The sequence below is a fragment of the Pseudonocardia humida genome (genome assembly GCF_023898865.1).
GTDB lineage: Bacteria > Actinomycetota > Actinomycetes > Mycobacteriales > Pseudonocardiaceae > Pseudonocardia > Pseudonocardia humida.
On the sequence record NZ_JAGSOV010000078.1, the window covers coordinates 52,553 to 78,832 of the forward strand.

Consider the following 26,280-nt stretch of genomic DNA (forward strand, 5'->3'; position numbering starts at 1 on the left):
GAGGTCGCACGTGTTCGGATCGGCCAAGAGGCTCGCGGTGCTGCTCGCCGCGGGGGCGCTGCTCGCCGCGGGGTGCGCCGAGGAGCAGCCCGCACCGGGCGCCCAGGGCGGCGAGGCCGAGACCGGCCCGTTCAAGATCGGCGCCGTGCTCGACATCACCGGGGCGGGGGCCAGCCTCGGCGTCCCCGAGCGCGACACGCTCACCCTGCTGACCGAGCAGCTCAACGCCCAGGGCGGCATCGACGGCCGGCAGGTCGAGATGATCATCGAGGACAACGCGTCCACCGAGGACGGCGCGGCCCGCGCGGCCACCAAGCTGATCACCGAGGACCAGGTCGACATCCTGCTCGGGGCCAGCCGCACCGGGCCCAGCCTGGCGATGCGCCCGATCGCCGAGTCCACCCCGATCCCGATGATCTCCCTCGCGGCGAACGCGGCCATCGTCAACGGTTCGCAGTGGGTGTTCAAGACCGCGCAGAACGACTCGGTCGTGATCGAGAACATCGTCAGGGACGCGGCGTCGAAGGGCTACCGGACGCTGGCGCTGGCCCGGGACGCCTCGGGCTTCGGCGAGGGCGTGCGCGAGCTGTTCGACGAGATCGGCGGCCCGCAGGGGGTCAGCGTGGTGGCCGTGGAGAGCTTCGCCCCGGACGCCACCGACTTCACCGCGCAGATGGTCAACGTCCGCAACGCCAACGCCGACGCGGTCGTCATCTGGGGCATCCCGCCGGCCGCCGGGCTGGCCCAGAAGGCCTACGTGCAGCTCGGGGTGGGCAAGCCCGTCTACCAGAGCCACGGAATCGGCAACCAGGTCTTCCTGGACACCGCGGCCGAGGCCGCCGACGGGCTGGTCGCCCCGCTGGGCCGGCTCGTGGTGGCCGACCAGCTGCCGGAGGACGACCCGCAGAAGAAGGTCATCACCGACTTCGTCGCCGCCTACCGGGCCGAGTACGACGCGGCGCCCTCGACGTTCGCCGGGCACGCCTACGACGGGTTCCAGCTCGCCGTCGACGCCCTGCGCAACGCCGGCACCGAGCCCGACGCCATCCGCCAGCACCTGGAGGGCGTCGACGACTTCGTCGGGGTCTCCGGCACGTTCACCATGAGCCCGGACGACCACAGCGGCCTCACCGCCGACGACCTGGTGCTGGTGACGGTGGCGAACAAGCAGTTCCAGCTCGTGCAGTGACCTGTGCATGAGCGAGCTTGCGAGCGGATCATGACACCGCGCTTCCGCGAAGCGCCGAGCTCGCGCAGCGAGGGAGTGCGTTGAGCGATCTCCTGCAGTTCGTCGTCGCCGGGCTGTCGTCGGGGGCGATCTACGCGCTGGTCGCGATGGGCTTCGTCGCGGTGTTCTCGGTCAGCGGGGTGATCAACCTGGCGCAGGGCGAGTTCGCGGCCATCGCCGGGCTGTCCGCGCTGAGCTTCACCGATGCCGGGCTGCCGCTGCCGGTGGCGATGCTGCTCGCGCTGCTGGTCGTGGCCGTGGTCGCGGTGCTGATGCAGCGGCTGGCCATCGCCCCGGTGCGCCGGATGACGACGCTCGTGTCGATCATCCTGACGCTGGGCGTGTCGACGGCGCTCAAGGCGCTGCTGCTGCTGATCTACGGGCCGCAGGGGCGCGGGCTGGCCCCGCTGCCCGGGGCCGACCTGGTGATCGGCGGGGTGTCGGTGCGCGCCCAGGAGCTGTGGATCCTGGGCATCACGGCGGTCGTCGCGGTCGCGGTGGCCGTCTTCTACGACCGCACGGTGCTGGGCAAGGCGCTGCGGGCGTGCGCAGAGCAGCCGATCGCCGCGCGGCTGGTCGGCATCTCGCCGAAGGCCGCGGCGACGGTCGCGTTCGCCGTGGCCGGGCTGCTCGGCGCGGTGGCCGGCGTGCTGGCCAGCCCGATCCAGCTCACCCAGTGGGACTCCGGGCTGCTGCTCGGGCTCAAGGGCTTCGTGGCGGCCACGCTCGGCGGGCTGGTGTCGATCCGCGGGGCGGTGCTCGGTGGGCTGGTGCTCGGCGTGCTGGAGTCGCTGACCGCGGGCTACATCGACTCCGGCTACCGCGACGCCGTGGCGTTCGTGCTGCTCATCGTGGTCCTGGTGGCCCGGCCGGGCGGGGTCTTCGGGCGGCACGCCGAGGCGAGGGTCTAGCCGGCATGAAAACCCGTTCGGACGTCGTCGGCGTCGTGCTGCTGCTGGTGGTGCTGCTCCTGCTGCCGCTGGTGCTGCCGGTCTGGGTCACCGGCACGGCCGTCTACGCCACCATCTACGCGATCGCCGCGGTCGGGCTGTCGCTGCTGATGGGGCTGGCCGGGCAGGTCAGCCTGGGCCACGCCGCGTTCTTCGCGGTGGGCGCCTACACCCAGGGCATCCTGGTCACCCGCACCGCCGTGCCCGGGCTGCTGTCCGCGGTGATCGCGGTCGCGCTGGCGATGCTGGCCGCGCTGCTGGTCGGGCTGCCGCTGCTGCGGCTGCGCGGGCACTACCTGGCGCTGGCCACGCTCGGGCTGGGCATCATCCTGACCGTCGTGGCGATCGAGACGCCCTTCCTGGGCGCCACCTCCGGCATCTTCGGCATCGACAAGCCCGAGTTCGGGGGGCGCCGCTACGACTCCCCGGTCGAGTACCTCTGGCTGCTCACCCCGGTGGTGGTCCTGGCGATCGTGGGCGCGCGCAACCTCGTGCAGAGCCGGGTGGGGCGCGCGCTGGGCGCGGTGAACGACTCCGAGGTGGCCGCCGAGACCCTCGGCGTCGACACGTTCCGCCTGCGGCTGCAGGTGTTCGTGCTCTCGGCCGGCTACGCCGGGGTCGCCGGGGTGTTCTTCGCGCACTGGCTGGCCGTGGTCAACCCGAACGCCGCCAACTTCGCGCTGTCGGTGGAGTTCCTGCTGATGGCGGTGCTCGGCGGGCTCGGCACGGTGTGGGGCGCGGTGGTCGGCGGGTTCGCCGTGGAGTTCCTCGACGAGGGGCTGCGCGAGGTCGTGCCGCTGGTCGTGCCCGGGGCCACCGGCGAGGTGCAGCTCATCGGGTTCGGCATCGTGCTGACGCTCGTGATGATCTTCCTGCCGGGCGGGCTGCACCAGCTGTTCCGGACGCTCACCCGGCGCTGGGCCCCGGTCCCCGCGGCCGTGGAGGGTACCGCGGCCGGCCTCGGCGACGGCCCGCTGCTGGCCCGGGAGGGCCGACCGGAGCCCGGCACGGTGCTGCTGTCGGTGCGCGGGCTCACCAAGCACTACGGCGGCGTCACCGCCGTCGACGGCGTCGACCTCGACGTCGCCGCGGGCGAGATCGTCGCGCTGATCGGGCCCAACGGGGCGGGCAAGACCACCTGCTTCAACATGGTCAGCGGGGTCGTGGAGCCCAGCGCGGGCACCGTCGAGGTGGCGGGTACCCGCATCGACGGCCGCAAGCCGCACGTCTTCGCCGCCGCCCGCGCCACCCGCACCTTCCAGAACCTGCAGGTCTTCGGCTCGGCGACGGTGCTGGGCAACGTGATGGTCGGTCGGCACCTGCGCAGCCGGGTCGGCCTGCTGCGCGGGATGCTCGGGTTCGCCGCCCGCCGCGAGGAGCGCGAGATCGTCGCCGCGGCCCGCGAGGTGATCGACATGGTCGGGCTGACCGCCGACGCCGACCGCCCGGCCGCCGACCTGCCCTTCGGCCGGCAGCGGCTGATGGAGGTGGCCCGCGCCCTGGCCGTGGAGCCCGACCTGCTGCTGCTCGACGAGCCGATGGCCGGGCTCTCCGGGGCCGAGCGGCGCGACCTGGCCCGCCTGCTGCGCAGGCTGCGCGCGGGCGGGATGGGGATCGTGCTGGTCGAGCACGACGTCGAGGCGGTGCTGGCGCTGGCCGACCGGGTCGCCGTCCTCGACGACGGCGTGCGCATCGCCCTGGGCACGCCCCAGGAGGTCCGCGACGACCCCGCCGTGGTGGCGGCCTACCTCGGGGTGGACGACGACGACCCGGAGGCCGAGCGCGCCGCTCAGGCCCTGGCCGAGGTGACCCACGATGAGCGCTGAGAAGACGGGCGCCGAGAACCCGGGCAGCGGGCAGGGGATCGAGGCCGTCGACCTGGAGGCGGGCTACGGGCGGATCGAGGTCCTGCACGGGCTGTCCCTGGCCGCCGAGCCCGGCGAGATCGTCGCGGTCGTCGGGGCGAACGGCGCGGGCAAGTCGACCCTGCTGCGGGCGCTGTCCGGGCTGATCGCGCCGACCGCGGGCCGGGTGCGGCTGGGCGGGGCCGACGTCACCGGCCGGGGCCCGGAGGCCATCGCCGCCGCCGGGCTGGCGCACGTCCCGGAGAACCGGCTGGTGTTCCCGACCCTCACTGTCGACGACAACCTCACCCTGGGCGCCTGGACCCGCCGCCGCGACAAGGCCGGCCTGCGGCAGCGCCGCGAGCGGGTCCTGGAGTACTTCCCGCGCCTCGCCGACCGCCTCGGCCAGGCCGCGGGCACGCTCTCCGGCGGCGAGCAGCAGATGCTGTCGATCGGCCGCGGCCTGATGGCGCGCCCGTCGGTGCTGGTGCTCGACGAGCCCAGCCTCGGGCTCGCGCCGCGCGTCGTCCGGGAGATCTTCGCGACGCTCGGCAGGCTCCGCTCGGCGGAGGGGCTGGCGATCGTGCTGGTGGAGCAGAACGTGCGGGCGGCGTTCAAGGTCGCCGACCGGGCCACGGTGCTCGACCGCGGCCGGGTCCTGCTCGAGGGGGTGCCGAGCGACCTGCTGGCCGACGACCGCGTCCAGCAGGCCTACCTCGGCGGCGGCTACGCGGTCGACTAGAGCCGCCCGACCAGGTCGCGCGTCCAGGAGCGGAAGCCGACCCGCTCGTACAGCGCCACCGCCCCGGTGTTGATCTCCACGACGTTCACGGTCCAGAACGTGCAACCGCGCCGGAGCAACTCCTCGCGACCCGCCTCCAGCAGCGCCGTACCCGCGCCCGTGCCGCGGGCGGCGGGGGCGACGGCGAGCGACTCGACCTCGCCGCGCACGTCGCCGAGGTCGAACGTCGGCCCCGAGGGCACCAGCCGGAAGAACCCGTAGCCGATCGGCGCCGGCTCGTCGGGGCGGCGCGCGAACCGCAGGAACCCGCTGTCCTCGGCCAACCAGCGCCGGTACTGCACGTGCCGCATCTCCCAGGCCGCAGCCGCGTCGCGCACCGGCATCCTGGCGCCGATCACCTCCTCGTGGTGGGCGACCATCGAGCGCCACAGCGGCCCGATCGCCTCGACGTCGTCCACGGTCCCGGCCACGATCTCGATCTCCACCGCCCCGACGGTAATCGGTGCAACGGCCGGTGCCGTGCCGGCCACCGGGAGATACGGGCGCCACGGCGTCAGGGGGAACGCGCCGCTCGCGGTGCTGGTCCGCAACGGCGACGCCGGCGGCTTCGGCGTCGACGACCCGGCCGACGGGCTCGTCCTCACCCACGCCCCGCTCCCGGCCCCGGGCGGGGAACCGGAGGTCACCCTGCTCCTGCGCGGCGGCGCCACCGCCGTCCTGCTGACGGTGCCGGCGGGGGTCGACCGCCTGGAGATCGCGCCGGTGGCGCGGCCGGGCGGGGCGGTGCCGTGCACGATCAGCGAGGGGTTGGCCGTGTGCACGATCGACGAGCACCCGAACGGCCAGGCGGTCGTCGTGACCGCCTTCCGCGGGCCGGGGGCGCCGGGCGTCGAGGTGTACCGGGGCTGAGGCGCGCCCCCTCAGCCCTCGGCCAGCAGCCGCGCGCGCCGCAGCGCGACCTCCCTGCGCCGCGGGTCGCCCAGCGCGAGCCGCTGCATGGCCCGGTCGTGGACCTGCAGGTCGTCGCGGCCCAGGGCGTGCGCGGCCAGCTCGGCCAGCAGCCCGGGGTCGTCGGCGTCCAGGACGGCGTGGCGCAGCCCGGCGGCCAGCTCCTCGCGCAGCTCCCGGATCTCGGGGGCGTCCGAGCGGGGGAGCAGCGGTCCCGCGCAGGCCCGCAGGGCCTCCGCGGGCTGCCCGGCGCGCAACGCGCGGCGGACCGCGCCGAAGTCGGAGTCCACGGCGGCGGCCAACCGGTACGGGCGGGTGCGCAGCACGTCGGAGCCGATCAGGCCGCGCAGCCGGAGGATCTCGCCGCGCACCGTCGTCGGGTTGCCCTCGTCGCCGTAGAGCAGCAGCGCCAGCCGTTCGGCGGTGAGGCCGTCGGGGTGCAGTGCGAGCACCGTCAGCAGTTCGGCGGGGCGCAGCGTGAGCGGGACGGGACTGCCGTCGAGCAGCGCGGTGGGGGCGCCGTCGCCGGTGAACCGCAGCGACAGCGCCCTGCGCTGCTGGGGCGCGGCGGCCCGCTGCGGCGCCCGCAGCAGGTAGCCCTCCGGCAGCGGCTCGACCAGCATCTCGCGGCCGTCGTCGAGGCGGACGCGGTCGGTGCCGGCCGGCAGCGTCACCCGCTCGGGCCACATGCCGTACGGCTCACCTGCGATGATGCGCCCCGTCGGAGTGACGAGGGCTCCGGAACGGCCCCTGAGGCTGCTCAGATGGGGCATGTTCCGCACCCGCAGCCGCTCGTCGGCGATCGCCATCCGCACCCGCAGCTGGTGCTCGGCGAGCTGGGCGGTGGCCGACACCAGCTGCACCATCGCCGGGTGCACGGTGTGCAGGGGACCGGAGATGTCGACGGCCCCCAGTACCGTGCCGGTGTCCGGGTCGTGCACGGGAGCCGCTGCGCAGGTCCAGGCGTGGTAGGCGCGGACCAGGTGCTCGGCCGAGTGGATCTGCACCGCGGTGTCCACGGCCAGCGCCGTGCCCATCGCGTTGGTGCCGATGGCGTCCTCGCTCCACGCGGTGCCCGGGAACAGGCCGACGTCGTCGGCGGCGCTCAGCACGCGGGCGGCGCCCTCGCGCCACAGGATCGTGCCGTCCGCGTCGGTGACCAGCATCATGTGCATCGCCTCGTCGGCGATGCTCACCAGCGTGCTGCGCAGCAGCGGCAGCACGTCCGAGAGCGGGTGCGCCTGGCGCAGCTCCACCACGTCGTCCGCGGGCACCACGACCGGCGGGGTGCGGCTGTCCGGGTCGACGTGCGCGGCGAGGCTGCGCCGCCACGACTCGGACACCAGCGGGCGCGGATCGGCGGGCCCCTGCCCGCCGGCGAGCACCGCGTCGAAGACCTCGTGCAGCAGGTGCGCGTGGTCAGCGGGGTCGCGTGCCCCTCGAGTCGTCATCAGCACTCCGAGCGTCATCGCCCCAGGACGGGCACATCATCACCCACTGCTCCTAATGCAGCAAGACACGCGTCACGTGCAACGTTCTGGCAACGCGGTAGTTCCTACAGTCCACAACAACCTCGGTCGTCGCCAGCCATGCCGTCGACCGTCACACACCACGGATCGCCGAGGAGGGTGTGCCCGTGACCACGGACGCAGTTTTGGACGCTCGTCCAGCTTCGCTGGATCCCGGGGTCGGTGCCATCCCCACCGCCCGCCGCACGGCCCGCCTGCTCGTCGTCGACTCCGAGGCGATCGTCCGCTTCGGGCTGCGCCAGCTGTTCGCCTCCGACCCCCAATTGGCCGTGATCGGTGAGGCCGCCACCCCGCGCGACGCCCTCGTCATCGCCGACCGCTGCCCGCCCGACCTCGTCGTGCTCGACGTCGACCTGGGCCGTGGCGACGCGGCGGGCGTCGACCTGGCTCGCATGCTGCTCGAACGCCACCGCGGGGTGCGGGTGCTGGTGCTGACCAGCAGCCGCGACCGCGACCTGATGATGCGCGCGGTGCGCCTGGGCGTGCACGGCTACCTGCGCAAGGGCGCCGAGACCGCGGACATCAGCCGGGCGGTGCACACCCTGCTGCGCGGCGAGAGCGTGTTCGACTCGCGCACCGGCTCGGTGGCCGCCGACGTGCTGCGCGACGACGACCGGCCCCCGGTGCGCGGGCTGGGCGGGGCGATGCTGACCGAGCGGGAGAACCAGGTGCTGCGGCTGCTCGCGGTCGGCATGTCGAACCGGGAGATCGGGCGCCGGCTGGTGATCAGCGAGGCTACGGTCAAGTTCCACGTCCGCAACCTGCGCGACAAGCTGGAGGTCCGGCGCCGCACGGAGATCGTCTACACCGCGACGCGCCAGGGCATCGTCTGACCCGCACCCGGCTTCGCTAGGTTCAGGAAAGCCACGATCCTGCCCGCAGAGGGCGGCATCGTGGCTTTCCTGAACTCCGGGGGGCGGGTGCGATGGAGCTGTTGCCGACGGTCGTGGCCAGCGGGTGGGCCAGCGGGATCAACGCCTACCTGTGCGTGGCGATCCTGGGGCTGCTGGGCCGTTTCGGCGGCGTCGAGGCCGTCCCCGAGGTGCTGACCCGCACCGACGTGCTGCTCGTCGCGGCGGCGCTGTACCTGGTGGAGTTCGTCGCCGACAAGGTGCCCTACCTGGACTCGATCTGGGACGCGCTCTCCACGGCCGTCCGGCCGACGGCCGGCGTCGTGCTCGGCATGCTGCTGGCCGGCGACGCGTCCTCGGTCGAGCAGGCCGTGCTGGCCGCGACCGGTGGCGGGACGGCGCTGGTCAGCCACCTGGTCAAGGGCGGGCTGCGGCTGGTGGTCAACACCTCGCCGGAGCCGGTGACCAACATCGGCACCAGCCTCGGCGAGGACGTCGCCGTGGCGGGGGTGGCGGCCATGGCCGTGCTCAACCCGGTCCCGGCGGCGATCATCGCCGGGTTCCTGCTGGTCATCGGGTTGCTGCTACTGATCTTCCTGTGGCAGCGGGTGCGCCGGGGCTACCGGCGCCTGCAGGACTGGCGGGCCCGCCGCCGCGCCGGGGCCCCCACCCGCCCTACCCACCTCTGACTCTGAGCTCGCCCCCCCGCCCGGCACCGCGCCCGTCAGGAAAGCCACCATCAGGACGCCGGACGTCCTGATGGTGGCTTTCCTGACGCGTCGGCCGGGGGAGCGGGGTCCGGGCGGGTGTCGGGGATCAGCAGGGTGGACAGCACCCGGCGGGTGCGGCCCGGGGCCGGTGCGTTGTCGAGGAACGGGGCGATCGCCTCGCCCAGGCGCTCCGCGAGCGCCCGCAGCTCGTCGTCGGTCAGCAGCAGGGCGGCCTGGCGGAAGGACACGCCGTCGCGCGCCGGGTCGATGTCCGGGCGCTCCAGGTAGCGGTCGAGGTCGGCGGCGAGGCCCGCGGTGAACACGGTGAACATCGCGCGCAGGCCGTCGGCGTCGGCGGGGTCGCCGTCGCCCGCGCCGGTGTGGAGGGCATAGGTGCGCTCGACGGCGCCGCGCACCCGGCGCTCGTCGACGACCTCGAGCACGCCGGCCTCGGCCAGGGCGCCCACCTGCCGGTAGAGGCTCGTCGAGGGGATCTCGGGGAGCGCGTCGCGCAGCTCGCCGGTGGTCATGCTGCGCCCGATCAGCGCCTGGGTGATCCGCCAGCGCACGGGGTGGCGCAGCAGGTCGACGAGGCTCGGTCCGGAGGCCATGCGCACCGTTCCCAATTCTGGTATCGTTCCCGGTGTTGGGAACGATACGACCTGTGGAGGCGATCAGTGTGGCGCACGTGCACATCGACGACACGACCGTGACAGTCGTCCTGTCCTGGTGGGAGCGGCCGTTCGCGGGCGGGCGCGCGCGGATGGAGGTGCCGCGGACGGCCGTCCGGGAGATCGCCACCGTCGACCGCCCGACCCGGGTGACCGCCACTGGCCTCCTGCGGTCGGGCGTGCAGGTGACCGGGGTGCTCAAGGTCGGGCGCTGGGGCATGGAGTCCCGCACCCGGCGGTGGGTCAGCGTCCGGCGGAGCGTGCCGGCGCTGCGGATCTCCCTGGACGGCGAGCGCGCCGGCCTGCCCTACGACGAGTTGCTGATCAGCACGTCGGCCGCCGATGCAGATCTCGTGAACGGAAAGCAGGATCGGGACCCTGCTTTCCGTTCACGAAGAGATCAGCCGAAGAAGACCTCGGCCTCGGCGTAGAGGCTCGGGTCGACGACCTTGAGCTCCTTGGTGGCCTCGCTCAGCGGCACCATCTCGATGTCGGTGCCGCGCAGGGCGGTCATCATGCCCCACTGGCCGGCGTGCACGGCGTCCACCGCGTGCAGGCCGAAGCGGGTGGCCAGCCAGCGGTCGCGGGCCGTCGGCGTGCCGCCGCGCTGCACGTGGCCCAGCACCGTGGTGCGGGCCTCCTTGCCGGTGCGCTTCTCGATCTCCCTGGCCAGCCAGTCGCCGATGCCGCCGAGGCGGACGTGGCCGAAGGCGTCCTTCTCGTCGCTGACCAGGACCTCGTCGCCCTCCTTGGGCATCGCGCCCTCGGAGACCACGATGATCGGGGCGTAGTCGAGCCGGAAGCGCGACTCCACCCACCGGCACACCTGCTCGATGTCGAAGCGGACCTCCGGGATCAGGATCGCGTTGGCGCCGCCCGCCATCCCGGCGTGCAGCGCGATCCACCCGGCGTGCCTGCCCATCACCTCGACGATCAGCGCCCGGTGGTGCGACTCGGCCGTCGTGTGCAGCCGGTCGATCGCCTCGGTGGCGATGTTGACCGCGGTGTCGAAGCCGAACGTGTAGTCGGTGCCGTTGAGGTCGTTGTCGATCGTCTTCGGTACCCCGATGACGTTGACGCCCATCTCGTGCAGCTTCGTCGCGACGCCGAGAGTGTCTTCGCCGCCGATCGCGATGAGCGCGTCCACGCCCAGCTGCTGGAGGTTGCTCTTGATCTTCGCGACGCCGTCGGGCTCCTTGAACGGGTTGGTCCGCGAGGAGCCGAGGATGGTTCCGCCGCGTGGTAGCAGGCCGCGCACGGCCGGGATGTCCAGCGGCTTGGTCAGCGCCTCCAGCGGGCCGCGCCAGCCGTCCCGGAAACCGAGGAACGAGTAGCCGTAGACCGGGACGCCCTTGCGGACGATCCCGCGGATTACCGCGTTCAGTCCGGGGCAGTCGCCACCCCCGGTGAGCACGCCGACGCGCATGGGTTCTCCATCGATGCAGAAGCTCTACGAGCCGTCCACGCTATCGCCGGGCCCTGATCGGGGCGACGCCGCCACCCTTTCGGCCCCGCGGGAGGTGCCGGGCAGCCCGATCGCCACGGCGATCGGCAGGGGCAGCGGGATCGCCGTGGCCGACGTCCGTCCCACGACGTCGTTCTCGGCGGCGGCCGTAGGGTGGCGGGGTGCTGCGGGCGGTGACGGCGATCCGGTACGTCACGCCCATGCGCGAGGGCGGGTCGCTGCCCGGCCTCATGGAGGCCGACGACCTGGGCACCTACGTCGTGAAGTTCCGCGGCGCCGGCCAGGGCCGAGCCGTGCTGGTCGCCGAGGTGGTGGCCGGTGAGCTGGCCCGCGGGCTGGGCCTGCCGGTGCCGGAGCTGGTGGTCGTCGACCTCGACCCGGCGCTCGGCGCGTCCGAGCCCGACCAGGAGGTCCAGGAGCTGCTGCGGGCCAGCCCGGGCGCCAACCTCGGCATGGACTTCCTGCCCGGCGCCCTCGACCTCGACCCGACGGCCTTCCCGGTCGACGCCGGGTTCGCCGGGCGGGTGCTGTGGTTCGACGCGCTCGTCGGCAACGTCGACCGGTCGTGGCGCAACGCCAACCTGCTGTTCTGGCACGGCGGGCCGTACCTGATCGACCACGGCGCCACCCTGACGTTCCACCACGCCTGGTCCAGCGCGGACGCCTGGGTCCGCAGGCCCTACGACGCGGGCGCCCACGTGCTGCTGGGCTGCGCGCCCGACCTGGCCGCCGCCGACGCCGCCCTCGCGCCGCTGGTCACCGAGGAGCTGCTGGCCGGCGTCGTGGCCGCGGTGCCCGACGGCTGGTTGGCCGACGAGCCCGGCTTCGCCGGCCCCGACGACGTGCGCGCCGCCTACGTCCGCCGGCTGCTGGCCCGCCGCGACGCCCGCGGCGACTGGCTGCCCGGCGTCGCGGCCGCGGTGGTCGGGGGGCAGGACCGGACGGTCCCGGCGACGCGCCCGCCGGCCTGGATCGCCCAGCGGCTGGGACGGCGGGCATGAGCGAGCCGTCGCCGTCCCGTCACGCCTTCGAGTACGCCGTGCTGCGGGTGGTGCCGCGCGTGGAGCGCGGTGAGTCGATCAACGCCGGGGTGCTGCTGTACTGCCGCGCGCTGGACTACCTGGGTGCGGCCGTGCGGCTCGACGCAGCCCGGCTGTCCGCGCTCGACCCGGACGCCGACGCGGACGCGATCGGCTGCCTGCTCGCCGCCGTCGCCGCGCAGTGCGCCACCGGTTCCGCGGAGACGGCGCGGCTGGCCGGGCCGGCGGGCGAGGAGGACCGCGGCCGCCGCTTCCGCCGGCTCACCGCCCCGCGCAGCACGGTGGTGCAGGCCGGCCCCGTGCACACCGGCCTCACCGCCGACCCCGCCGCCGACCTCCCCCGCCTCCTCACCACCCTCGTCCTCCCCGTCCGACGGGGTCAGGGGGTGGCTACGTGGTCGACGAGGCCGTAGTCGCGGGCCTCGGCGGCGGTGAACCAGCGGTCCCGGTCGGAGTCGGCGGTGATCGTCTCGAAGCTCTGCCCGGTGTGCCCGGCGATCAGCTCGGCGATCTCGCGCTTCATCGCCGAGTACACCCCGGCCCGGATGGCGATGTCGGCGGCGTTGCCGCCCATCCCGGCCGACGGCTGGTGCATCAGGATGCGGGCGTGCGGCAGCGCGTGCCGCTTGCCGGGGGTGCCCGCGGTGAGCAGGAACTGCCCCATCGACGCGGCGAACCCGAGCGCCCAGGTCGCCACGTCCGGCTGGACGAGCCGCATCGTGTCGTAGATGGCCATGCCCGCGGTCACCGAGCCGCCCGGCGAGTTGATGTAGAGCGCGATGTCGCGCTCCGGGTCCTCGGCGGCCAGCAGCAGGAGCTGCGCGCAGATCCGGTTGGCCACGGCGTCGTCGACCTCCTGGCCGAGGAACACGATCCGCTCGGCCAGCAGCCGGTCCACCACGGGGTCCGGGACGCCCGAGGCCGCGGGGGCGTGCAGCACGGTGGTGACGCCGGGCGGCAGGGGCTGCGGGTCGGGCCGCGGCGGCCGCTGCGGCGACGGCGGGGGGAACGGCGGGCGCGGCGGCTCGTGGGCCTGCCGCGGCACCGCCCGGTGCGCCCCGGGACCGCCACCGGGGAGCACGGGGACCAACGGGCGGAACTGCGTGGACATGCTGCCTCCAGGGATCGGTGGTCGGCCCCGAGGCTAGGACGCCGTTCGCCCACCGGGGGCCCGTGTTCGCCCAGAGCGGCGCTGTTCGCCCGCGGCGATCGGGGTTTCGGGCCGGGGACGGCGGGAAGATCAGTGCCGTGAGCAGCGACGCGGTCGACGCCGCGCACTCCCGGCCAGAGGGCGCCTCCGACGAGCTGGTGCAGGCCGCGGGGACCATGTCCGAGGCGCTGGAGTACCTCGAGCGCGCCCGGGGCCACCTCTACAGCTTCCACCAGCTGATCGGCCGGGCCGACCTCCTGCTCGACGACGCCGTCGAGGGGCTGGCCGCGAACGGCCACGAGGAGCTGGCCGAGCGGGTCGGCACCGGGTTGCGCGGGGCCAACGTGCTGGCCGGGCGCTGGACGTTCCAGGTCGTCGAGGAGTTCGACGACGGCTACTACGCCGCGTTCCGCGAGCTGGAGCGGGCCGTGCGCGAGGAGACCATGGGCGGGCGGCGCCACGTCCTGGAGGCCGAGATGAAGCAGCGCCGCCGCACGCACGGGCGCCCCGGCCACGAGGCCACGCCGGACGACGCCTGAGCGGCCTCAGTCGCAGAGCCCGGCCGAGGGGTCGCCGTCCGGGGCGGACCGCTCGAACGAGATGTGCACGTGGTCGAAGTGGTTGGCGGTGGCGCCGCCGCGGTCGGACATCGGCTCCCAGCCGTCGCCGTAGTTGACGCGCTGCCGCCAGATCACGTAGTCGACGCCCAGCTCGTCCTGGTTGGCCAGGGCGCACCCGGCGATCCGGTCGCCGCGCTCGCGGCCGGTCATCAGGTCGACGGCGTGCCCGCTGGGGTGGTCGGAGTAGTTGCCGCCGCGGGAGGCGACGCCGTGCAGTGTCGGCTCGTCGTAGAGGCAGGACAGGAACCGGGCGCCGGAGCGGACCCACGGCTTGACCGCGCCGAGGCCGTCGAGGTCGGCGGCGCAGTGGGCGGCGGCCTCGCGCTCGACCCGCTGCTGCGCGGCCTCGGCCATGCCGGCCGCCTTGACCAGGTCGGACACCCGGAGCAGGGGCGGTTCGGGGGCGGTGTCGCCGGGCACGGGGGCGAGCGGGGCGATCATCCGGGGCGCGGCGTCGGTCGGGGGAGCGGGGGTGGCCGCCTGCAGCACCATCGCGGTGGGCGCGGTCGCGGAGGGCGCCTGCGCGACCAGCGCGGGCACGGCGGGCAGGGCGGCGGCCATGGCGCCGGCGGCGAGGGAGGCGAGGCCGCCGAAGCGGGCGGGGGCCCCGCGGTGGGCCGGCCGTTGCCGTCCGGGGCCCTCCGGAGTCGCCGGGGCCGTGGACAGGGCGGGAGGGCGATGGCCCGCCGATACCGCGGGGCCGGCCGGGCGGCCGGGAGGCGGCGGGGCCGGGTGCCCCAGGGGCGGTCGGGCGGGTGCGCACGCCCCGACTCCGGACGGTCGCAGCCCGGGCCTACCGGTCGGTGCGGGGGCCTGAGCGGGCCGCACGGGGGTGGCGACGGGGCCGCGATGACCCGGGCGCCCGGCGCCGGGCGCCGGCGGCCAGGGGCCGAGCGGGCGGCCCTCCGGCCGGGTCGGGGTCGGGCGGTGGCGGGCGCGGGGGGAGCGTTCCGCGGTCGTCGCGGAGCGGTACCGGGTGTCCACGGGGTGGGGCGGCCCTTCCGGAGTGGGGTGACCCGGGGTGGGGCGGCGCCGTGGGGAGCGGTGCCGGTCCGCGCTGGTCCGGGTCGTTCGGAGATCCGGACCCGGACGCTAGACGATAGGCCGTTCAGTCGAGCTCATTACGCTGATTGGCGAGCTAAGCGTGACGAACCGTGCGACGAGCGTGATCAGCAGCCGCTCAGCCCGCCGCCGCCCGCACCGGCCTCGAACGAGATGTGGACGTGGTCGAAGTGGTTGGCCGTGACGCCGCCGCGGTCCTCCATCTGCTTCCAGCCGCTGCCGTGGTTGATCTGCTGCTCCCAGATCACGTACTTGACGCCCAGGGCCTCCTGGTTGTCCAGCGCGCACTGGGCGAGGCCGTCGCCGGTGGACCGGTCGACCATGAAGTCGACGGCCCGACCGCCCGGGTGGTCGGAGGTGCCCGCGCGGCCCGCGACGCCGTGCATCGCCGGCTCGCCGAACTGGCAGCCCAGGAACTCCGCGGCCGCGCGCACGTTCGACTTGACCGCGCCGAGGCCGGAGGTGTCGATGCCGCAGTCCGGGGAGCCGGTGGCTCCGCCGCCCGAGTCCTCGTCCTGCGCGGCCTGCGCCGCCTGCGCGGCCTGCGCCGCCTGCGCGGCCTGTGCCGCCTGCTCGGCGGCGATCCGGTCGGCCTCGACCTGCGCGGCGACCTGCTGCTCGACCAGCTGCACGGCCTTGACCAGTGACGCGCCGTTCGCGACGTCGGGCTCCGGCGTCCAGACCACCGGCTGCATGGTCGGGGCGACCAGCGGCGCGATCGGGGCCTCGGCGACCGGCTCGACGAGCGGGTCGTCGGCCGGGGCGGAGGACACCTGCAGCGCGTTGAACGCGGCGGCGCGGTAGGGGGAGCCCTCGATCGCGTTCGCGTCGTGCGCGGACTGGACGACCACGGGCACACCCGCGCCGACGAGCGAGAGCGCGCCGCCCGCCACGGCGATGGCGGTGGCACCCCGCCGCAGCGGGGTGTTGCTGGACCGGTGCGCGCCGGCCAGCCCGTCCGCCGTCGGGGTGTACCCGTGCGGCGAGGGCTGGTGCGGGCGCCGGCCTTCGGGGGAGCGATGCCGAGCCACGTACCTGCCTTCCGGATCGACGGCCCGGCCGGACATCCGGTTTCGGGGTGACCGGCGGGGTGGGGAGCCCCCGTGTCCTGTTCGTGACCGGGCCGTCATCGATCCGGAAGCGAACGTAGGCAACCCGGAGCGCATCCGCAGGATCTGTGCGGCGTTATGGGTCGAGAGAGCTCTCGCGAGCGACGAGCGGCCAGGTGGATAGCCCGTACGGGCTACGAGCGCTAGGGCCGTTCGGCCTGACTGCCGCTCGTCGACTTCTCGTCGACACCTCCTGGACGCACGCGCACGTCCGCGCGACCCGCGGACATTCCCGCGGCCCCGGCGACCGGCCACGCTGGGGTTCACATGGATCCGGGAGGGGGCGGCATGGACTGGGTGGCTGGCGTGGCGGCGGTCGGGTCGGGGCTGGTCGGCGGGGTGTTCTTCGCGTTCTCGGTGGCGGTGATGCCGGCGTTCGCCCGGCTGCCGGCCCGGCACGGGGTGGCGGGCATGCAGACGATCAACACCACGATCGTCCGGGCGCCGTTCCTGATCGTGTTCGTGGGCACGGTGCTGGCGTGCGTGGCGCGGGTGGTGCTGGCGCCGACCGACGTGCTCGGGGTCGCCGGGGCCGCGCTGTACGTGCTGGGCGGGTTCGGCGTGACGATGGCGCTGAACGTGCCGCTCAACAACCGCCTGGCGGCGGTCGGTACCGGCGACGACGACGGCTTCTGGAGCGTCTACGCCACCCGCTGGACGCTGTGGAACCACGTCCGCACGGTGGCCTGCACCGGCGCCGCCGCCCTCCTCACCGCCGCCGCCTGATCCCTCACAGCCTCGGGTCGACCGGCTCGGACTCGCAGGCCAGCACCGCGAACACGCACTCGTGCACGCGCCACAGCGCCTCGCCCCGGGCCACCCGCTCCAGGGCCTCCAGCCCCAGTGCGTACTCGCGGGCGGCCATCGACCGCTTGTGCCCGAGCCCGCGCTCGCGCAGCCGGGACAGGTTGGCCGGCTCGGTGTAGTCCGGGCCGTAGATGATCCGCAGGTACTCCCGGCCCCGGACCTTGAGCCCGGGCTGGACCAGGCCGTGCCCGCCGCGGACCAGGTTGGCCGCCGGCTTGACGACCATGCCCTCGCCGCCGCCCGCGGTCAGCTCCTCCCACCAGCCGCACGCCCGCGCCACCGACGCCTCGTCGGCGGTGTCGACGTCCAGCCGGCGGGTGGCGCGAAAGGTCTGCGGATCAGCGTCGACGAGCCGGTCGGCTATGGCCAGGTGCCAGCCGTGCGGGCGGTCGTGGAAGGCGGCGCCCTCGGCCGCCAGTACCTGGAACGGGGCCAGCCGCACGCCGTCGAGCCCGTCGGTGGGCCAGCAGTACCGGCGGTACTCCGCGGTGAAGGCGGCCGCGTTCGCCGCCCGACCGGCGGTGCGCTCGCGCAGCTCGGCCACGTCGGCGCCGCGGGCCGCGGCCGCAGCCAGCGCGGCCGCGGCGGCGGGCAGCGACGCCCCGGCCGCCGCGCCGACCGCGGCGTACTGCTCGCGCAGCAACGCGGTCGCCTTCGCGCTCCACGGCAGCAGCTCGGCGTCGAGCAGCAGCCACGGCGAGCCCAGCTCGTCGAACAGCCCGGCCCGCTCGGCGCCCGCCCGGACCCGGTCGACCAGCCGCGCGGTGAGGTCCGGGCCGAAGAACGGCCGCCCGGTGCGCGTCCACACCGTGCCGAGCGCGTCGTCCGGGGCCCCGAACCGGGCGCGCGCGGCCGCCAGGTCGCGGCAGATCAGCACGACCGCCCGTGACCCCATGTGCTTCTCCTCGCACACGACCTCGCGCACGCCGTCCTGCCGGTAGGCCTCGAAGGCCTGCTCGGGGTGCTCCAGCAGCCCCTCCCGGGTGGACGTGGCCACCGGGCTCATCGTCGGCGGCAGGTACAGCAGCCACCGCGGGTCGACGGCGAACCGGCTCATCACCTCCAGCGCCGCCGCCGCGTTCGGCTCGCGCACCCCGACCCGACCGTGGTGGGCCGTCTCGACGACCCGCGCCGACAGCACGTCGGTCAGGTCGAGCACCTCGGCGTCGCGGCCGGTCGGCGCGGCCGCGGCCGGCGGCCGGACCGGCTCCACGTAGACGCGCGCCGCCGGGACCGCGACGACCTGCCGCTCCGGCCAGCGCAGCGCGGTCAGCGCCCCGCCGAACACGCAGCCGGTGTCCAGGCACATCGTGTTGTTGACCCACTCCGCGGTCGGCACCGGCGTGTGGCCGTAGAGCACGGTCGCGCTGCCCCGGTAGTCGTCGGCCCACCGGTAGCGCACCGGCCGCCCGAACTCGTCGGTCTCCCCGGTGGTCTCGCCGTAGAGGCAGAACGAGCGCACCCGCCCGGACGCCCGGCCCTGGAGGCGCTCGACGAGCCCGGCGTGGCTGACCACCAGCCGCCCGCCGTCCAGGACGTAGTGCGAGATCAGCCCGTCCATGAACGCCTCGGCGGCCGCGGTGAACTCCGGCGGCTGCGCGCCCAGCTGCTCGAGCGACTCCGCCAGCCCGTGCTTGAGCTGCACCTTCCGCCCGCGCAGCGCGCGCACCAGCTTGGCCTCGTGGTTGCCCGAGACGCAGAACGCGTCGCCGTCGGCGACCATCCCCATCACCAGGCGCAGCACGCCCGGGGTGTCCGGGCCGCGGTCGACCAGGTCGCCGACGAACACCGCCCGCCGCCGGGCGGGGTGGCGGGCCCCGACGGCGCGGCCGTCGCCGTCGTGGCGCACGACGTAGCCGAGCTCGCCGAGCAGCACCTCCAGCTCCTCCCGGCAGCCGTGCACGTCGCCGACGACGTCGAACGGGCCCTGCTCGTGGCGCAGGTCGTTGAACAGCCTGCTGCGGGTGACCCGGGCCGCGGCGACCTCCTCCGGCGAGCGCAGCACGTGCACCCCCCGGAAGCCCTCGCGGGCCAGCCCGCGCAGCCCGCGGCGCAGCTGCTCGCGCTGGCGGCGCAGCACGTGCGGGCCGAACTGCCGGTCGGGCCGCGCGGCGTTGCGGTCGGCGCAGACCCGCTGGGGCAGGTCGAGCACGATCGCCACCGGCAGGACGTCGTGCTCGCGGGCCAGCTCGACCAGCTTGCGGCGGTCGTCGGGCTGCACGTTCGTGGCGTCGACGACGGTCAGCCTGCCCGCGGCCAGCCGCTTGCCCACGATGTAGTGCAGCAGCTCGAAGGCCTGCGGGGTGGCGGACTGGTCGTTCTCGTCGTCGGCGACCATCCCGCGGCAGGCGTCGCTGGACACCACCTCGGTGGCCCGGAAGTGGGCGCGCCCGAACGTCGACTTGCCCGACCCGCTGATCCCGACGAGCACCACCAGGCTCAGCGCGGGCACGGCGATCTCCCGGCCCGGCGCCTCGACCGGCGCGGGGGTGGGGGTGCTCATGCCACCTCCTCCTCGGTGGTCGTGCGGGTGAAGACGGCCAGCTGCGTGGGCGAGCCGACCTCCGGGTCGACCTCGCCGACGGGCAGCAGCCGCACGGTGTAGCCGTAGCGCTCGGCGACGCGCGCCCCCCACGCGGCGAACTCCGCGCGAGTCCACTCGAAGCGGTGGTCGGCGTGCCGGAACCGGCCCGGCGCCGGCGTCTCGTAGCGCACGTTGTACTCGACGTTGGGCGTGGTCACGACGACCGTGCCCGGCGCCGCCGAACCGAACACGCAGCGCTCCAGCGCCCCCAGCCGCGACGGGTCGACGTGCTCGACCACCTCCACCAGCACCGCCGCGTCCAGCCCGGCCAGCCGCTCGTCGCGGTAGACCAGCGACGACTGGAAGATCCGCAGCCGGTCGCGCTGCCGCGGCCCCATCCGGTCCAGGCGGAGCGTGCGGGCGGCCACCTCCAGCGCCCGCGCCGACACGTCGACCGCGACCACGTCGGTGAACGCCGGCTCGGCCAGCAGCTCGGCGACCAGGGCACCGGAGCCGCAACCCAGGTCGGCGACGCGGCGCGCCCCGGCGGCCCGCAGCACCTCCAGCACCGCGGCCCGCCGCAGCCGGGCCAGCGGCACCCGCCGCTGCACCGCCTCGACCGCCTCGTCCGCGGGCACGGCGTCGTCGAGCGCCTCCGGCTCCAGGTCGTCGACCTCGGCGAGCCGGGCGAGCGCCGCGCGCGTCAGGCTCTCCCGCCGGTCCAGGTAGCGGCGGGTGATGCGGCCCCGGTGCGGGTGCGCGCCCAGCCACCCCGACCCCGCCCGCACCAGCTTGTCGACCTCGTCCGGGCCGACCCAGTAGTGCTTGGCCCCGTCGAGCGCGGGCAGCAGCACGTAGAGGTGGCTCAGCGCGTCGGCGAGGCGGACCTCCCCGGTCAGGGTGAGGTCGACGTAGCGCGACTCGCCCCACTCCGGCACCGTCGCGTCCAGCGGCACCGCCCCCGCCGACACCCGCCACCCGAGCGGCGCGAAGTACTCCCGCGCGGCCTCCGGCCCGCCGGGGCAGGGCAGCGCGGGCACCCGCACCTCCAGCGGCAGCGCCCGCCCCACCAGCTCCGGTCGGGCGTCGCAGCGCCCGCCCATCGCGGTGCGGAACACCCGGCCGAGCGCCACCGCCAGCAGGCTCGACGCCGCGTACGGCCGGTCGTTCACGTAGTTGCCGAGCGCGAACGCGTCGCCGCGCCGCCTGCCCCGCACCAGCCCGACCGGGTCGACCTCCAGCAGCAGCGCCGCCGTGCACCGCCGCGCCGTCGCCTCCGGGTAGAAGACGTGCGCGGTGCCCACGGCCAACGACTGCGACTGAGGGCGCTCGGGGTGCTTGTGCAGCAGGAAACCGAGGTCGGTCGCGTCGGTGCCGGGGGAACCGGTGAGGCTGATGGTCAGGAACACCCACCGATACTGCCGAGGCGGCGCGCGGACGTCCTCCGTGTTTCCACGGACGGCGCAGACCCGCCGCGACCGTACATTCCCGGCGTGTCCACGAGCGTGCTGCTGTTCCTGGCGCTGCTGGGAGTCGGGGTCCTGATCGGCGCGGCGCCGATCGTCGTGTCGCTGCGCGCGGGCGACCGCCTCCGCGAGGCTCCGTGGGGAGTCGCGGCGGGGGTGGTCGCGTTCTCCGCGCTCTTCGGCTGGGGCGCCTACGCGCTCGACTCGGTCAACGCCCGCACCACCCTGTTCGAGGTCGTCGCCGAGGGCTCCCGCGGCGTGCGCCTCGACGACCCGGCCGCGCCGGTGCGGTTCTTCGACGTCGTCGTCGAGCATCCCGGCGTGGAGCACACGGTGCTGGTCAACCCGGTCGTGGAGACCGAAGTGACCGACGACGCCGGCTCCCCGGCCGAACTGATCGTCCGGCTCGACGGCCCGAGCGGCCGGTCGTACATCGACGAACCGGTGCACCACGACGTCGAGTGCCGGCGGTCGAGCTGCGGGTGGGTGCCCTGGTACGGGCGTTTCACGCCGGCCGAGGCGGGGGTGCACCGGCTGGCCGTGACCGTGGTGACGATCGACGTGCCGAAGGTGCACGTGCGGGTGGAGGACCCGGAGAAGAGCGACGGGGAGCGGGCGCCGGGGTACTGAGGGCGCGCTAGTCGAACACCCCGGTCAGCCACCGGTCGGGCCGCCCGGCGTACAGCACGAAGGTGTTGTCGGGGTCCGCGGTCTCCTCCTCCGCCACCCCCCGCGCCGCGTCCTCCGGCAGGTACCGGCTCGTGATCGCGTACGCCTGCTCGGCGGACGGGCGCCGCTCGACGGCGGTGACCGTGCACTCCACCGTGACGTACCGGTACGGCATCTCGGCGTGCTGGACGTTCAGGCTGAACCGGCCGGCCCGCTCCAGCAGGCGGCTCTTGCGGGCCGTGCGGCCCTGCGTGCCGGTGAAGAAGGTGACGTCGCCGCCGGGGGCGTAGTGGTACCAGACGGGCACGGTCAGCGGGGGGCGTCCGGCGGCGGCCTCGACGGCCAGCACCGCGACGCGGGGCTGGGCGAGGAAGTCCTGGTGGCTGTCCATGACCTGCTCCGTTCTTTCAGGGAACTGACCGGGCGACGGTAGCAGGCGAGGTTCCTCGAGGGAACTCGGACGTCTAGGGTGGGGCCGTGCAACGCACCCGGTTCGGCGACATGGCCTGCTCGATCGCCCGCACCCTCGACGTGGCGGGGGAGCCGTGGTCGCCGCTGATCCTGCGCGACGTCTTCGTCGGGATCAGCCGCTTCGACCAGCTCCAGGCCGACCTGGGCATCTCCCGCAAGGTGCTCACCGAGCGGCTGCGCTGGCTGGAGGATAGCGGGGTGCTCGAGCGCCACCGCTACAGCGAGCGCCCGGCGCGGTACGAGTACCGGCTCACCGCCAAGGGCACCGAGCTGGTCGAGGTCCTCATGGTGATGGTCCGCTGGGGCGACCGGTGGACGGCGGGGGAGGCCGGGCCGCCGGTGCTCTACCGGCACCGGGCGTGCGGGCGGGTCAGCCACGTGGAGCTCGTCTGCGCGCACTGCCGCGAGCCGATGGGCGCCGACGACATCGACGTCGAGGCGGGCCCGGGCAGTGGCCTGAGCTCAGCGGCAGGCCGGCCGGGGCGCCGTCCCGTCGCGGACGCGGCGCATGCCCCACCGTAAGGCGGGGCCGCCGCGGTGGGGGTTCCCCGGATCGACGGACACCTCGGCGACGTTCGCCTGCGCTCGAGTGACGGGACTGCTACAAAGATGGACCGGCCGCCTTGAGCACCCAGGGCACGAGGCCGGTGCGACAAGGAACCGGGCCGCCCATGCTCACTCGCCGCCGCCACGCCTGCGGGCCGATGGCGCGATACGCCGGATGGTCGTCTGCGCGGGGCCCCGCCGGCCGGGGGATCGGGGGTGGCCGAGGTGTCTCGTGAGCCGTACGCGCTGCCGGAGGGGATGACGATCGCCGCCCGGGAGACCGGGGCCGCGGTCGTGCTCACCGTCGACGGCGAGCTGACGCTGCGCTCGGCGCCCCGGCTGCGGGCCGTGCTGGAGCAGCAGGTCGCCGACCGCGGTCGCGTGCTGGTGGACGTCTCCGGGCTGCGGATCGCCTTCCCGTCCGCCGTCGAGGTGTTCCCGATGGCCCTGGCCTCGCTGTGCGGCTGGCCGGAGGCCCGGCTGGTGCTGTTCGGCGCCCGTCCGGCCACGGTCCGGGTGCTGCGCGCGGCCCCGTACCTGACCGAGGCCGTCCACCTGGCCGACACGGAGGACGCGGCGCTGCGGATGCTGGAGCTGCGGCCGCGGCGGCTGAGCAGGCGCACCGAGCTGGAGTACGAGCCCGACGCGGCCAGGTGGGCCCGGTACGTGGTCGAGGCGGTCTGCCGCGACTGGGAGGTCGCGGACGACGACGCCGCGTCGGCCGCCCAGATCGTGGCCTCCGAGCTGGTCACCAACGCGATCGTGCACGCCCGCACGGCCAGCGTGCTGACCGTCACCAGCGCCGCGGAGTCGCTGCGCGTCGCGGTCCGCGACTACGACCCCGCCGCCGCGCCGGAGCGAACCGACGCGCTGCCGGAGCTGGCCCGCGGGCTGGGCCTGGTCGTGGTGGCCGGGGTCAGCCGGTCCTGGGGGGTCACCCCGCACCTGGACGGCAAGTCGGTCTGGGCCGTGGTGCCCCGCCGCACCCCGCCCGGCTGAGCGATCGGCTCACCGCAGCCCGTGGTCGCGGGCGTGCAGCGCCGCCTGGGTGCGGTCGCGCAGGCCGAGCCGCGCCAGGATGTGCGACACGTGGTTCTTCACCGTGCCCTCGCTGACCACCAGCCGCGCGGCGATCTCCCGGTTGGCGGCGCCCCGGGCGACCTCGCGGACGAGCCGCTGGCCCTGGAGCCGCGGCCTCACCCCGAGTGGGTCATCTCGCTGGGCTTCCTGGTGGGGCCGATCGGCCTGCTGGGCCTGTCGGCCGCGCTCTACCGCGACCCGCAGGACGGCGTCCCGCCCGCCCGGCCGACGCCGAGCGGGTCGAGGTCGCGCGGGTCGGGCGTGGGCGCCCAGCGGCCGTCGACGACCGCGTAGTCCCAGCGCGGGCCGCGCTCGACGAGCTCGCGCAGCGCCCCGACCAGCCGGTCGACGTCCTCGGTGGTGCCGGCGAGCCCGAAGCTCGCCCGCACGGCGCCGCCGGCGCCCGCGGCCCGGTCGACCAACGGGTGGGCGCAGAACTTGCCGTCGCGCACGGCGATGCCGTGCTCGGCCGACAGGTAGGCGGCGACCAGGCCGGGGGCCACGCCGTCGACGGTGAACGAGACGACCGCGACGCGGTCGGCCGCGTCCGGCCAGATCCGCAGCGGCCGCACGCCCGCCACGGTGGCCAGGCCCTCGCCCAGCCGGGCCAGCAGCGCCCGCTCGTGGGCCGGGGCGATCGTGTCGACGACCCCGTCGAGGACCCGGCAGGCCCGGGCAAGCGCGGCTACGCCGAGCACGTTCGGGGTGCCCGCCTCGTGCCGGTGCGGGGCGGGCGCCCACGTCGCGGGCGTGTCGCCGGTGGCGTCGACGGCCCCCACGGCGGTGACGGCCCCGCCCCCGGCCAGGTACGGCTCGGCGGCGTCGAGCCAGTCGCGGCGCCCGACGAGCGCACCGGCGCCGTAGGGCGCGTACAGCTTGTGCCCGGACAGGGCGAGGTAGTCGGCGCCCGTCGCGGCCAGGTCGACCCGCCGGTGCGGGGCCAGCTGGGCGGCGTCCACCACGACCCGGGCCCCGGCCGCGTGCGCCAGCTCCACGATGCGCCGCAGCGGCGGCACCTCGCCGGTCACGTTCGACGCCCCGGTCACCGCCACCAGCGCGAACCGCTCCTCGACGAGCGCGCGAGCCAGGCCGTCGAGGGTCTGCTCCACTGTCGGCGCCGTCTGCAGCACCCGCCCCGACCGCCAGGCCAGCAGCGTGGCGTGGTGCTCGAGGTCGAGCCGCAGCACGGGCCCGGGCACGCAGGCGGCCAGCAGGTTCAGCGCGTCGGTGGTGTTGCGGGTCCACACCACGACGTCGTCCTCGCGGGCGCCCACGAACGCCGCCACGGCGTCCCGGCCGCGCTCCACGACCGCGGTGCACACCTGCGAGGCGTACCCCGCACCCCGGTGCACGCTGGCGTGCAGGGGCAGCAGTTCGGCGACGTGGTCGGCCACCGCGCGCAGGGCGGGCGCGCTGGCCGCGAGGTCGAGGTTCGCCGCCCGCACCCACCCGCCGGTCACGAGCGGGACCCGCAGGTCGGCGCCGACCAGCTCGGGCAGGTCGGGCAGGTCGGTGGTGGGGGCACAGGGCAGTACGGCAGTCATCGCGTCCTCCGGACCCGTTCGGGACCCGGTCGTGGACGGGTCCGCGCTTGCCGCCGCGGGTGTCGCGGCAGCCTGGTCGTCACCCGGAGCACCCCACCGCGGAGGAGGGTTGCCGGCCAGCGAGCCGGGGCTTGGCGCTGGCACTCTTGACCTACGACGGACCATACAACGCGGTCCGCGCCCGCGGGAAGCCCGACCGGATCACCCCGGCGCGGGATCGAGGTCGACCAGCACCCCCGCGTGGTCGGACAACCAGACCCCGTCGACGGGCCGGTCGGCGACCAACCGGGCGGCCCCGACGCGGGCCCCGGGACCGACCAGCACGTGGTCGATGCGCCGCCGGTGCCCCGGCTCGCCGAGCAGGCGGCCGATCTCCGCCGCCGCCAGCGGGTTGTCCACCGACCACGTGTACCCGGGCCCGTCACCCGCGACCGCCCAGGCGTCCCGGAACCGTCCCGCCAGCACCCGCAGGCTCGCCGAACCGGGCCCCGCGTTCAGGTCACCGGCGACGACCGTCGGCAGCGCCCTCCGGTGCCGGTCGTCGACGTCGAGTACCTCACCCGCCACCCGCTCCCGCACGTCCTCGACGTCGGGTTCCCACGGGGTCGTCGGGCTGACCAGCAGGAGATCACCGAGCACCGGGACCGTGACGGCGACGGCGAGGACCCACCAGTGCCGCTCGGTCGCCGTCCGGGGCCGGTGTTCGCGGACGTCCACCACGGAGTGCGCCCACCGCGTGGCGACAGCGCCACCCCCGAAGCGCTCCGTCCCGGCCGGCGGGCGGCCCAGCACGTCGGCCTGGTGTGTGGTGTGCACCAGCCCGGTGCCGGCGAGCAACTCGGCGAGGTGGTCGCGGCGGCCGGGGTAGCACACCTCCTGCAGCACGACCACGTCCGCGGCGACCTCCCGGAGCACCCGGTTGAGCAACCCGACCCGCCGGGGATCGCCCTCGTCGTTCTGCACGTTGAGGGTCACGACCCGCACCGCCCACCCCTTCCCCGCACCACGCACACCAGTCGTCACCGCGCGCACCCAGCGTCCACCGCGCACACCTCCCGACGTGTGCGCGGTGGCCACACGGTGCGCGCGGTGCCCCGGGACCCCGCCGGACCCCGCCATCTCCCCGATCCCTCGCCGGTCCCCGGAGAAGTGCCCCCTGCCGTCGCGTCGGCACGCGCAGCGTGCATGGCCGGCCCGGCCCCCGCCACACCGCGCCAACCCGACCCCGGTGCCACGCTGGCGGGGGTCGGGACG

Annotated in this window: 28 protein-coding genes and 1 riboswitch; of the genes, 15 read left to right on the forward strand and 13 right to left on the reverse strand. The window is 75.2% G+C overall.

Going from position 1 to position 26,280, the window contains the following annotated elements; all coding sequences use genetic code 11:
- The first annotated feature begins 10 nt into the window (after positions 1 to 10).
- The 4 genes from KDL28_RS34710 (at position 11) to KDL28_RS34725 (ending at position 4,764) form a co-directional block, all read left to right on the forward strand.
- Positions 11 to 1,189, forward strand: coding sequence for an ABC transporter substrate-binding protein (locus KDL28_RS34710; protein ID WP_252445536.1), 1,179 nt, complete (start codon positions 11 to 13; stop codon positions 1,187 to 1,189).
- Positions 1,190 to 1,269: 80 nt separating this feature from the next.
- Positions 1,270 to 2,139 carry a branched-chain amino acid ABC transporter permease gene (locus KDL28_RS34715; RefSeq protein ID WP_252445538.1) on the forward strand — a complete coding sequence of 290 codons (870 nt, stop codon included), beginning with the start codon at positions 1,270 to 1,272 and terminating at the stop codon, positions 2,137 to 2,139.
- Between the two features lie 5 nt (positions 2,140 to 2,144).
- Positions 2,145 to 4,004, forward strand: coding sequence for a branched-chain amino acid ABC transporter ATP-binding protein/permease (locus KDL28_RS34720; protein WP_252445540.1), 1,860 nt, complete (start codon positions 2,145 to 2,147; stop codon positions 4,002 to 4,004).
- Complete coding sequence (locus tag KDL28_RS34725; RefSeq protein WP_252445542.1) at positions 3,994 to 4,764, forward strand: ABC transporter ATP-binding protein; 771 nt, start codon at positions 3,994 to 3,996, stop codon at positions 4,762 to 4,764. Before KDL28_RS34720 ends, KDL28_RS34725 begins: the two co-directional genes overlap by 11 nt.
- Here the strand turns inward: KDL28_RS34725 and KDL28_RS34730 are convergent.
- A complete protein-coding gene (locus KDL28_RS34730) occupies positions 4,761 to 5,249 on the reverse strand; it encodes a GNAT family N-acetyltransferase (protein WP_252445543.1) in 489 nt (162 codons plus the stop codon). The genes KDL28_RS34725 and KDL28_RS34730 overlap by 4 nt on opposite strands.
- Before the next feature lie 91 nt (positions 5,250 to 5,340).
- On the opposite strand from KDL28_RS34730, the gene KDL28_RS34735 reads away from it, so the two are divergent.
- Positions 5,341 to 5,673 carry a hypothetical protein gene (locus KDL28_RS34735; protein WP_252445545.1) on the forward strand — a complete coding sequence of 111 codons (333 nt, stop codon included), beginning with the start codon at positions 5,341 to 5,343 and terminating at the stop codon, positions 5,671 to 5,673.
- An 11-nt stretch (positions 5,674 to 5,684) separates the two neighbouring features.
- Here the strand turns inward: KDL28_RS34735 and KDL28_RS34740 are convergent, their stop codons facing one another.
- A complete protein-coding gene (locus tag KDL28_RS34740; protein ID WP_252445546.1) occupies positions 5,685 to 7,163 on the reverse strand; it encodes a GAF domain-containing protein in 1,479 nt (492 codons plus the stop codon).
- A gap of 185 nt (positions 7,164 to 7,348) precedes the next feature.
- On the opposite strand from KDL28_RS34740, the gene KDL28_RS34745 reads away from it, so the two are divergent.
- Together KDL28_RS34745 and KDL28_RS34750 are read left to right on the forward strand one after the other, a co-directional pair.
- On the forward strand, positions 7,349 to 8,074 hold the full coding sequence (locus KDL28_RS34745; protein WP_252445548.1) for a LuxR C-terminal-related transcriptional regulator: 726 nt from the start codon (positions 7,349 to 7,351) through the stop codon (positions 8,072 to 8,074).
- Between the two features lie 92 nt (positions 8,075 to 8,166).
- Complete coding sequence (locus tag KDL28_RS34750) at positions 8,167 to 8,781, forward strand: DUF4126 domain-containing protein (protein ID WP_252445549.1); 615 nt, start codon at positions 8,167 to 8,169, stop codon at positions 8,779 to 8,781.
- Between the two features lie 50 nt (positions 8,782 to 8,831).
- Here KDL28_RS34750 and KDL28_RS34755 read toward each other — a convergent pair whose 3' ends face one another.
- Positions 8,832 to 9,413: a helix-turn-helix domain-containing protein gene (locus KDL28_RS34755; RefSeq protein ID WP_252445550.1), complete on the reverse strand. Its 582-nt coding sequence runs from the start codon at positions 9,411 to 9,413 to the stop codon at positions 8,832 to 8,834.
- A gap of 53 nt (positions 9,414 to 9,466) precedes the next feature.
- Here KDL28_RS34755 and KDL28_RS34760 point away from each other — a divergent pair, with 53 nt between their 5' ends.
- A complete protein-coding gene (locus KDL28_RS34760) occupies positions 9,467 to 9,904 on the forward strand; it encodes a hypothetical protein (protein ID WP_252445551.1) in 438 nt (145 codons plus the stop codon).
- Here KDL28_RS34760 and KDL28_RS34765 read toward each other — a convergent pair.
- Complete coding sequence (locus KDL28_RS34765) at positions 9,874 to 10,899, reverse strand: 6-phosphofructokinase (protein WP_252445552.1); 1,026 nt, start codon at positions 10,897 to 10,899, stop codon at positions 9,874 to 9,876. The two genes, KDL28_RS34760 and KDL28_RS34765, sit on opposite strands and share 31 nt — an antisense overlap.
- A gap of 200 nt (positions 10,900 to 11,099) precedes the next feature.
- Here KDL28_RS34765 and KDL28_RS34770 point away from each other — a divergent pair, with 200 nt between their 5' ends.
- Entirely contained in the window at positions 11,100 to 11,939 is an 840-nt protein-coding gene (locus KDL28_RS34770) for a HipA family kinase (RefSeq protein ID WP_252445553.1), read from the forward strand.
- Entirely contained in the window at positions 11,936 to 12,391 is a 456-nt protein-coding gene (locus KDL28_RS34775) for a DUF3037 domain-containing protein (RefSeq protein ID WP_252445554.1), read from the forward strand. The genes KDL28_RS34770 and KDL28_RS34775 overlap by 4 nt, the downstream gene beginning before the upstream one ends.
- Here KDL28_RS34775 and KDL28_RS34780 read toward each other — a convergent pair.
- On the reverse strand, positions 12,358 to 12,939 hold the full coding sequence (locus KDL28_RS34780) for an ATP-dependent Clp protease proteolytic subunit (protein WP_372497163.1): 582 nt from the start codon (positions 12,937 to 12,939) through the stop codon (positions 12,358 to 12,360). The two genes, KDL28_RS34775 and KDL28_RS34780, sit on opposite strands and share 34 nt — an antisense overlap.
- 365 nt (positions 12,940 to 13,304) lie before the next feature.
- Here KDL28_RS34780 and KDL28_RS34785 point away from each other — a divergent pair, with 365 nt between their 5' ends.
- Complete coding sequence (locus tag KDL28_RS34785; RefSeq protein ID WP_252445569.1) at positions 13,305 to 13,667, forward strand: hypothetical protein; 363 nt, start codon at positions 13,305 to 13,307, stop codon at positions 13,665 to 13,667.
- Between the two features lie 6 nt (positions 13,668 to 13,673).
- On the opposite strand, the gene KDL28_RS34790 is transcribed toward KDL28_RS34785, so the two are convergent.
- Both KDL28_RS34790 and KDL28_RS34795 read right to left on the reverse strand, forming a co-directional pair.
- Positions 13,674 to 14,309, reverse strand: coding sequence for a VldE C-terminal domain-containing protein (locus KDL28_RS34790; protein WP_252445570.1), 636 nt, complete (start codon positions 14,307 to 14,309; stop codon positions 13,674 to 13,676).
- Between the two features lie 608 nt (positions 14,310 to 14,917).
- Complete coding sequence (locus tag KDL28_RS34795) at positions 14,918 to 15,841, reverse strand: VldE C-terminal domain-containing protein (protein WP_252445555.1); 924 nt, start codon at positions 15,839 to 15,841, stop codon at positions 14,918 to 14,920.
- 366 nt (positions 15,842 to 16,207) lie between these two features.
- Between KDL28_RS34795 and KDL28_RS34800 the strand changes: the two genes are divergently transcribed.
- Positions 16,208 to 16,645 carry an anthrone oxygenase family protein gene (locus KDL28_RS34800; RefSeq protein WP_252445556.1) on the forward strand — a complete coding sequence of 146 codons (438 nt, stop codon included), beginning with the start codon at positions 16,208 to 16,210 and terminating at the stop codon, positions 16,643 to 16,645.
- Between the two features lie 4 nt (positions 16,646 to 16,649).
- Here KDL28_RS34800 and KDL28_RS34805 read toward each other — a convergent pair whose 3' ends face one another.
- Both KDL28_RS34805 and KDL28_RS34810 read right to left on the reverse strand, forming a co-directional pair.
- Entirely contained in the window at positions 16,650 to 19,229 is a 2,580-nt protein-coding gene (locus KDL28_RS34805) for a polynucleotide kinase-phosphatase (protein ID WP_252445557.1), read from the reverse strand.
- Positions 19,226 to 20,659, reverse strand: coding sequence for a 3' terminal RNA ribose 2'-O-methyltransferase Hen1 (locus tag KDL28_RS34810; RefSeq protein WP_252445558.1), 1,434 nt, complete (start codon positions 20,657 to 20,659; stop codon positions 19,226 to 19,228). Before KDL28_RS34810 ends, KDL28_RS34805 begins: the two co-directional genes overlap by 4 nt.
- Positions 20,660 to 20,743: 84 nt before the next feature.
- Here KDL28_RS34810 and KDL28_RS34815 point away from each other — a divergent pair, with 84 nt between their 5' ends.
- On the forward strand, positions 20,744 to 21,346 hold the full coding sequence (locus KDL28_RS34815) for a hypothetical protein (protein WP_252445559.1): 603 nt from the start codon (positions 20,744 to 20,746) through the stop codon (positions 21,344 to 21,346).
- A 7-nt stretch (positions 21,347 to 21,353) separates the two neighbouring features.
- Here the strand turns inward: KDL28_RS34815 and KDL28_RS34820 are convergent, their stop codons facing one another.
- Positions 21,354 to 21,776, reverse strand: coding sequence for a pyridoxamine 5'-phosphate oxidase family protein (locus KDL28_RS34820; protein ID WP_252445560.1), 423 nt, complete (start codon positions 21,774 to 21,776; stop codon positions 21,354 to 21,356).
- An 86-nt stretch (positions 21,777 to 21,862) separates the two neighbouring features.
- Here KDL28_RS34820 and KDL28_RS34825 point away from each other — a divergent pair, with 86 nt between their 5' ends.
- Both KDL28_RS34825 and KDL28_RS41840 read left to right on the forward strand, forming a co-directional pair.
- Positions 21,863 to 22,378 (forward strand): winged helix-turn-helix transcriptional regulator, encoded by a 516-nt coding sequence (locus tag KDL28_RS34825; protein ID WP_252445561.1) that lies wholly within the window; start codon positions 21,863 to 21,865, stop codon positions 22,376 to 22,378.
- A gap of 249 nt (positions 22,379 to 22,627) precedes the next feature.
- A complete protein-coding gene (locus tag KDL28_RS41840; protein ID WP_252445562.1) occupies positions 22,628 to 23,401 on the forward strand; it encodes an ATP-binding protein in 774 nt (257 codons plus the stop codon).
- Positions 23,402 to 23,410: 9 nt separating this feature from the next.
- On the opposite strand, the gene KDL28_RS34835 is transcribed toward KDL28_RS41840, so the two are convergent.
- The 3 genes from KDL28_RS34835 to KDL28_RS34845 form a co-directional block, all read right to left on the reverse strand.
- Positions 23,411 to 23,602: a response regulator transcription factor gene (locus tag KDL28_RS34835; protein ID WP_252445563.1), complete on the reverse strand. Its 192-nt coding sequence runs from the start codon at positions 23,600 to 23,602 to the stop codon at positions 23,411 to 23,413.
- A 68-nt stretch (positions 23,603 to 23,670) separates the two neighbouring features.
- Positions 23,671 to 25,026 carry an aminotransferase class V-fold PLP-dependent enzyme gene (locus KDL28_RS34840; RefSeq protein WP_252445564.1) on the reverse strand — a complete coding sequence of 452 codons (1,356 nt, stop codon included), beginning with the start codon at positions 25,024 to 25,026 and terminating at the stop codon, positions 23,671 to 23,673.
- Positions 25,027 to 25,064: 38 nt separating this feature from the next.
- Positions 25,065 to 25,178: riboswitch (SAM riboswitch) on the reverse strand.
- A gap of 49 nt (positions 25,179 to 25,227) precedes the next feature.
- Positions 25,228 to 26,010: an endonuclease/exonuclease/phosphatase family protein gene (locus KDL28_RS34845; RefSeq protein ID WP_252445565.1), complete on the reverse strand. Its 783-nt coding sequence runs from the start codon at positions 26,008 to 26,010 to the stop codon at positions 25,228 to 25,230.
- Positions 26,011 to 26,280: the final 270 nt, after the last annotated feature.